Genomic DNA, 6,931 nt, shown 5'->3' with positions numbered 1-6,931 from the left:
GCGCTGGCGCGTGCGCAGCAGCCGGGCGTCTTCCACCGGCTTCAGCAGGTAGTCGATGGCGCCTTCCTCAAAAGCCTGGACCGCGTACTGATCGTAGGCGGTGACGAACACGATGGGGTACTGTCCGCCGAGCGCTATCGCCGCCTCGATGCCGCTTTGCGCCGGCATGGTGATGTCCAGGAAAATCAGGTCCGGTTGGTGCTGGCGGGCCAGCTCCCCCGCCTGCTTCCCGTCCTGGGCTTCGGCGACGATATCGAGCTCAGGCCAGACCCGGCCTAGCGCCATTCGCAGCTGTTCCCGCATCAATCTTTCATCGTCGGCGATCAAGGCCCTAAGCGTGTTCATGGTTTTTCCTCGTTAAACCAGGGCAAACGGCATGGCGATGGTGGCGAGCGTACCGCCGTCCTCCGGCGCTTCCAGCACCAGTTCGGCCTCGGTTCCGTACAGCAGGGACAGCCGCTCGCGGATATTGGCCAGGCCCATGCCCTGGCCGGGCTGGTCCGGGAAACCGACGCCGTCGTCGCGCACCGTCAGCCTTAGCTTGCCGTCCAGCACCTTGGCGTCCACCTCGATGGCGCCGCCTTCTGCCTTGGGTTCCAGGCCGTGCTTGATGGCGTTCTCCACTAGGGTTTGCAGCATCATCACCGGGAAACGGGCGCTTTGCAGCGACGGCGGCACCTTGATGCAAACCTTTAGCCTGTCCTCCATCCGCAACTGCATGATTTCCAGATAGGCGCGCGACAATTCCACTTGCTGTCCCAGGCGGGTTTCGCCCGGCGAATCGCGCCATTCCGGCAGCGAAGAGCGCAGATAGCGGATCAGCGCCTTTTGCATGACTACCGCTTTGTCCGGCGCGGTTTCCATCAACTGGCACACCGAGGACAGGGTGTTGAACAGAAAGTGCGGTTCGATCTGCGCCTGCAGCGCGCTCATCCGCGTTTCCGCCAGCTGGCGCTGCAGCGCTTCCAGCTCGGCCTGCTGCTCCGCTTTTTCGCTGCGGGCGATGGCGCGGTCCGCCTCTTGCTCTGCCCGGTGCTTGCCTATGGCCAGCACCTTCACTAGGATGGCGACCAGGGACAGCAGCAGCGTCATGTGTTCGATATTCAGAATGCCGCCCAGCATCATGATCAGCAGCAGCGTCAACATCAGCCGTCCCCAACCCAGCTGCGCCACCATGTCGACGAAGCCCCACCAGCCCTTTTCTATGGTTTTCAGGATCATGCTGAAATCCTCACGCCAAGACGTCGTGTGGTTTTGATTATCCAATTTTCACCTCTTTGCGCGGGGCCGGCAGGGTCAGACGTTGGCGGTACCGCTTCAGCTTGGGCAGGGACAGGTCCACCGCCAGCCAGATCAATACCAGGGGCACGATCAGGGCGTTGCAGGCCAGAATGGTCAGCAGCAAGGACGAGACGGCATGCCCCCATTCGATGGCGGCTAATCCGTTTAACGCCTGTGCGAAGTACAGAGGCATATGATGGCAGAACTGGTTGAGGGCGTCCAAGGCTGAGGCGATGTCGAGGTAAGTCATGATGCTCTCCTGGTTAGTGTGTGATGTGACTGTAGGAGAGCGGATCGTGGGGCGACATCGACATGCGACGGACTGCGCAATCAGAGGGATGAACCGTGTTTGGCGCGGATGAAATGCAGGGTGCGGAGCGAAATCGCAGGAGCGGAGACGGCCGCCGATGGCGGCGGCTTCACGCGCTGAACAGTCCGGGCGGCGCGGTGCGCTCCAGCTCAAAGCGCAGCAGCGCGGCTTTCAGCGGCAGGCCGCCGGCGTAGCCGGTGAGGCTGCCGTCGGCGCCCAGCACCCGGTGGCAGGGCACGATCAGCGCGATGGGGTTGGTGGCGTTGGCGCGGCCGATGGCGCGGGCGCCGTCCGGATGGCCCAGCGCCTTGGCCAGCTCGCCATAGCTGACGGTGTGGCCATACGGGATGCCGCGCAGCGCCGCCCACACCTGTTGCTGGAACGGCGTGCCTTGCGGGTCTAGCGGCAGGTCGAAGTCGCGCCGCGCGCCGGATTGGTACTCCGCCAGTTGGCAGGCCACCTCGGCCAGCGCCGCGTCGTCGCGCCGGCAGGCGTGTGCGGCCATTTGCTCCGGCCTGGGATGGAAAATCAGCCGGATCAGCGCGCCGTCGCGGTTCAGCCAGGCGGCGACCGGGCCGAAGCGGGTATCGATCAGACCGTGGCAAGTGCTGGGGTGTGGTGGCATCGTCAAGATGAGGTAAGGAGTGTATTGTTCATTCTAAATGAATGGAGGCGGACCTGCATGGCGCCGCCGGAGAGGAACGATATGGAGGCAGACCTATGAGCATGGCGGCAAATCTGGCGATCACCGTGGTGGCCTTGTTGCATCTGTATTTCCTGGCGCTGGAAATGTTTCTGTGGGACAAGCCGCTGGGGATGAAGACCTTCCGGCTGACGCCGGAGCGGGCGCGGGACACCAAGATACTGGCCGCCAACCAGGGACTGTACAACGGTTTCCTCGCCGCCGGCCTGCTGTGGGGGCTGTGGCTTGGGCCGGCTGGTTTCCAGATCAAGCTGTTTTTCCTCGGCTGCGTCCTGGTAGCGGGGCTGTTCGGCGCCGCCACCGTCAACCGGCGCATTCTGTTCGTGCAGGGTTTGCCGGCGGCGCTGGGCATCGCGTTGTTGTGGCTGGCTTGAGCGGCGGGTGTGTCGCGGGGAGTACGGATGGTTCCTGAAATGAGCATTCTGGGGCGGTTTTCAGGCAGAAGGCTCAAGCCGGCGCGCATCGTGTTCGATGAGCATGGCGTGTCCGTGCTACGTGGCGATGTCGTGCGGTGGCGCGTGCCGCTGGAGGAGATCGCCTCCGTTCGTTTGATGCGGGGGCGACGTCTGTTCGGCTTGTTTCCCCTCGGCCGATGGCTGGTGGTGGCGTCTCGCGGCGGCGCATGCCATGCCCAATCCGGCCTGGAATTCCAGAATGACGACCTTGAGCGCTTGGTTGCGCGAATCTGTCAGTTCATTCCTTGATTTCTCAGGATCAGCTGGTTCGCTCCAGTTCCTGCAGGAAACGCTCCAGCACCAGATTGGCGCGGCGGCCCTTGCGCACCGCCAGCGCCAGCGGCGTGTCGTAATGGCAAACGTCCGGCAACAGCGGCCGCATCAGGCCCTGCGCCACCCAGCCGGAGGCGAAATGGTCCGGCAAATAGCCGATGTAGCGTCCGGTGAGGATCAGGAAGGCGATGCCTTCGCGGTCCGATGCGGTGGCGGCCGGCTTCAGCCGCTGCTGCAGCGCCTGCGCTTGCGGCGGCAGCCGGTAGCCGGGGACGATGACGTCGGCGCGGGCGAGGTCCGCCTCGTCGATGGCGCCGTCTGGCTGCGGAAACAGCGGATGCTCGCGGCTGCAATACAGCTGGGAGCGTTCTTCATACAGCGGCAGGTAGTCCAGCCCGGACAGCGGCTGGATCAGCGGCACCACGCCGGCGTGCAGCTGGCCGTCCAGCAGCCCGGTTTCGATATCGCTGGGCGTCATCATGCCGATATTGATCCGCACTTCAGGGCCTTGTTCGCTCAGCGCCTGCAGCGCGCGGGTGATGCGCATCTTCGGCAAGGTCACCAGATTGTTGACGATGCCGATGTTCAGCTCGCCGCGCAGCTGGCGGTGCAGCAAGTTGACCTCGCTGCGGAAGTCTTCCAGCGCCGCCAGCACGGTCTGGCTGGCGCGCAGCACTTCGCGGCCCTCGTCGGTGAGGGCGAAGCCGGCGCGGCCGCGCTGGCATAGCCGGATGCCCAGCCGTTTTTCCAGATCGCCCATTTGCAGGCTGATGGCGGAGCGGCTGATGCCCAATACGCCTTCGGCGGCGGAGAAGCCGCCGCATTCCGCCACGGTGCGGAACAGCCGCAGCAGGCGGATATCGAAATCGCTGACTTGTCCCAGCGCGGGCTTGCGGTTCATTGGTTGAGTTTTATCTAATCTGAACATAAGAAAGATAGCATTTAACTCACCCAATGTCCGGTGCATGCTGTGGCCATACTCCTGCCAGCGAGGCCTGCGATGCATCCGCTCACCACCCGTTCTGAATTCGACCACCTCGACTTGCGTGCGCACTGGATGCCATTCAGCGCCAATCGCAATTTCCAGCGCGATCCGCGATTGATCGTCGCCGGCGAGGGCAATTATCTGACCGACGCCGACGGCCGCCGCATTTTTGATAGTCTGTCTGGCTTGTGGTGCTGCGGCGCCGGCCATAGCCGCAAGGAAATCGCCGAGGCGGCCTACCGCCAGCTGTCCACGCTGGACTATTCGCCTGGCTTCCAGTTTGGCCACCGGCTGTCGTTCAAGCTGGCCGAGCGCTTGGCGGCGATGGCGCCAGGCGCGCTGAACCATGTGTTCTTCACCAACTCCGGTTCCGAGTGCGCCGATACCGCGGTGAAAATGGCGCGCGCTTACTGGCGCTTGAAAGGCCAGGCGTCCAAGACCAAGCTGATCGGCCGCGCCCGCGGCTACCATGGCGTCAACATCGCCGGCACCAGCCTGGGCGGCATGAACGGCAACCGCAAGTTGTACGGCCCGCTGTTGGATGTGGACCATTTGCCGCACACCTTGCTGCCGGCCAACGCTTTCAGCCGCGGCATGCCGGTCCACGGCGTGGAACTGGCGGACGATTTGCTGCGACTGATCGAGCTGCACGACGCATCGAATATCGCCGCAGTGATTGTCGAGCCCATGGCCGGCTCCGCCGGCGTCATCGTGCCGCCGCAGGGCTATCTGCAGCGGCTGCGAGACATTTGCACCCAGCACAACATTCTGCTGATTTTCGATGAGGTGATCACCGGCTTTGGGCGCATGGGAGCGATGTTCGGGGCGGAATATTTTGGCGTGACGCCGGACATCATGAATGTGGCCAAGCAGCTGACCAATGGCGCAGTGCCGATGGGCGCGGTGATCGCAGCCACGGACATCTACGAAGCCTTCATGGCGCAGACCACGCCGGAATACGCGGTCGAGTTTCCGCACGGCTACACCTATTCGGCCCATCCGGTGGCCTGCGCCGCCGCCATGGCCGCGCTGGATGTGCTGGAAAACGAACAGCTGGTAGCGCGCGCGGCGGAACTGGCCCCGCACTTTGAGCGCGGCATCCATGGCCTGAAGGGCCTGCCGCATGTGGCGGACGTCCGCAATTGCGGTCTGGCCGGCGCGGTGCAACTTGCCCCGCGCGATGGCGACATGATTGTCCGGCCATTTGAGGCGGCGATGAAGCTATGGCGCAAGGGCTTCTATGTGCGCTATGGCGGCGACGCGCTGCAGTTCGGCCCGCCGTTCACCGCCACGCCGCAAGAGCTGGACAGCTTGTTCGACGCAGTCGGCGAGACCCTGTCCCAGCTGCCCTGATCCGACGATTTTCATTCAACAAGAGATTCCGAACATGAGCACTTTGCAGCATCTGATCCATGGCGAGGCCTGCGACGGCGGCAACCGCCGCGCCCCGGTTTTCAACCCGTCCACCGGCGAGACCATTCATGAAGTGCCGCTGGCCGATGCGGCTACCGTGGCGCAGGCGGTGGCCGCCGCCCAGGCGGCGTTTCCGGCCTGGCGCGACACGCCGCCGGCCAAGCGCGCGCAAGTGCTGTTCCGCTTCAAGCAGCTGCTGGAGCAGCACGAAGCCGAGATCGTGGCGCAGATCAGCCGAGAGCATGGCAAGACCCTGGAAGACGCCGCCGGCGAACTGAAGCGCGGCATCGAGAACGTGGAATACGCCTGCGCCGCGCCGGAGTTGCTGAAGGGCGAGTACAGCCGCAACGTGGGCCCCGCCATCGACGCCTGGAGCGATTTCCAGCCGCTGGGCGTGGTGGCCGGCATCACGCCGTTCAATTTCCCGGCCATGGTGCCGCTGTGGATGTATCCGCTAGCCATCGCTTGCGGCAATGCCTTCATCCTCAAGCCGTCCGAGCGCGACCCCAGCTCCACCCTGCTGATCGCCCGCCTGCTGCATGAGGCCGGCCTGCCCAAGGGCGTGCTGAACGTGGTGCATGGCGACAAGGAGGCGGTGGACGCGCTGCTGGCCGCGCCTGAGGTCAAGGCCGTCAGCTTCGTCGGCTCCACGCCGATCGCCGAATACATCTACGCCGAGGGCAGCCGCCGCGGCAAGCGGGTGCAGGCCTTGGGCGGCGCCAAGAACCACGCGGTGGTGCTGCCGGACGCCGACCTCGACAATGCCGTCAGCGCGCTGATGGGCGCGGCCTATGGCTCTTGCGGCGAGCGCTGCATGGCCATCTCGGTCGCCGTCTGCGTCGGCGATCAAGCCGCCGACGCGCTGATCGCGAAACTCACGCCGCAGATCAAGGCTTTGAGAGTGGGGCCGGGCACGTCGCCGGGCCTGGACATGGGGCCGCTGGTCACGCGCGCGCATCTGGACAAGGTCAGCGGCTACATCGCCGACGGCGTGGCGGCCGGCGCGCAACTGGTGGTCGACGGCCGAGGCATCACGGTGCCGGGCCACGAGCGCGGTTTCTTCCTCGGCGGCTGCCTGTTCGACCGCGTGACGCCGCAGATGCGCATTTATCAGGAAGAAATCTTCGGCCCGGTGCTGTGCGTGGTGCGCGTAAACAGCCTGGAAGAGGCGATCGCGCTGATCAACGCGCACGAATACGGCAACGGCACCTGCATCTTCACCCGCGACGGCGAAGCGGCGCGCCTGTTCGCCGACACGGTGGAGGTGGGCATGGTCGGCATCAACGTGCCGCTGCCGGTGCCGGTGGCCTACCACAGCTTCGGCGGCTGGAAGCGGTCGCTGTTCGGCGATCTGCACGCTTACGGCCCGGACGGCGTGCGCTTCTACACCCGGCGCAAGGCGGTGACCCAGCGCTGGCCGCAACGCGCCAGCCACGAGGCCTCGCAGTTCGCGTTTCCAAGCCTGTAAGCCGTCGTTGTAGCGACCCAGGCGCAGCCATCATGCAAAAAGG

General features: G+C 64.8%; 9 protein-coding genes. 4 read left to right on the top strand and 5 right to left on the bottom strand.

Annotated elements, in window-relative coordinates:
• The 4 genes from JHD59_RS10270 to JHD59_RS23200 all read right to left on the bottom strand — a co-directional run.
• Window positions 1-345: LytTR family DNA-binding domain-containing protein (locus JHD59_RS10270; RefSeq protein ID WP_199154153.1), on the bottom strand; the 345-nt coding region annotated here is incomplete at its 3' end.
• Window positions 346-357: 12 nt separating this feature from the next.
• A complete protein-coding gene (locus JHD59_RS10265; protein ID WP_199154152.1) occupies window positions 358-1,221 on the bottom strand; it encodes a sensor histidine kinase in 864 nt (287 codons plus the stop codon).
• A gap of 37 nt (window positions 1,222-1,258) precedes the next feature.
• Window positions 1,259-1,531 (bottom strand): hypothetical protein, encoded by a 273-nt coding sequence (locus JHD59_RS10260; RefSeq protein ID WP_103317102.1) that lies wholly within the window; start codon window positions 1,529-1,531, stop codon window positions 1,259-1,261.
• A 169-nt stretch (window positions 1,532-1,700) separates the two neighbouring features.
• Window positions 1,701-2,216: a methylated-DNA--[protein]-cysteine S-methyltransferase gene (locus tag JHD59_RS23200; protein WP_199154151.1), complete on the bottom strand. Its 516-nt coding sequence runs from the start codon at window positions 2,214-2,216 to the stop codon at window positions 1,701-1,703.
• Window positions 2,217-2,311: 95 nt separating this feature from the next.
• On the opposite strand from JHD59_RS23200, the gene JHD59_RS10250 reads away from it, so the two are divergent.
• Both JHD59_RS10250 and JHD59_RS10245 read left to right on the top strand, forming a co-directional pair.
• On the top strand, window positions 2,312-2,668 hold the full coding sequence (locus JHD59_RS10250) for a DUF1304 domain-containing protein (protein ID WP_233163987.1): 357 nt from the start codon (window positions 2,312-2,314) through the stop codon (window positions 2,666-2,668).
• A 27-nt stretch (window positions 2,669-2,695) separates the two neighbouring features.
• Window positions 2,696-2,998, top strand: a complete 303-nt coding sequence (locus JHD59_RS10245; RefSeq protein WP_199154150.1) for a hypothetical protein — start codon at window positions 2,696-2,698, stop codon at window positions 2,996-2,998.
• 10 nt (window positions 2,999-3,008) lie between these two features.
• Here the strand turns inward: JHD59_RS10245 and JHD59_RS10240 are convergent, their stop codons facing one another.
• Complete coding sequence (locus tag JHD59_RS10240; RefSeq protein ID WP_199154149.1) at window positions 3,009-3,923, bottom strand: LysR family transcriptional regulator; 915 nt, start codon at window positions 3,921-3,923, stop codon at window positions 3,009-3,011.
• A gap of 99 nt (window positions 3,924-4,022) precedes the next feature.
• Here JHD59_RS10240 and JHD59_RS10235 point away from each other — a divergent pair, with 99 nt between their 5' ends.
• Window positions 4,023-5,360, top strand: a complete 1,338-nt coding sequence (locus JHD59_RS10235; protein ID WP_199154148.1) for an aspartate aminotransferase family protein — start codon at window positions 4,023-4,025, stop codon at window positions 5,358-5,360.
• A 34-nt stretch (window positions 5,361-5,394) separates the two neighbouring features.
• Entirely contained in the window at window positions 5,395-6,888 is a 1,494-nt protein-coding gene (locus JHD59_RS10230; protein WP_199154147.1) for a CoA-acylating methylmalonate-semialdehyde dehydrogenase, read from the top strand.
• The last annotated feature ends 43 nt before the right edge of the window (window positions 6,889-6,931 follow it).

It is taken from the genome of Chromobacterium sp. ASV23, assembly GCF_016428945.1.
Taxonomy (GTDB): Bacteria; Pseudomonadota; Gammaproteobacteria; order Burkholderiales; family Chromobacteriaceae; genus Chromobacterium; species Chromobacterium sinusclupearum.
This window is presented reverse-complemented; position numbering and strand designations above follow the sequence as displayed.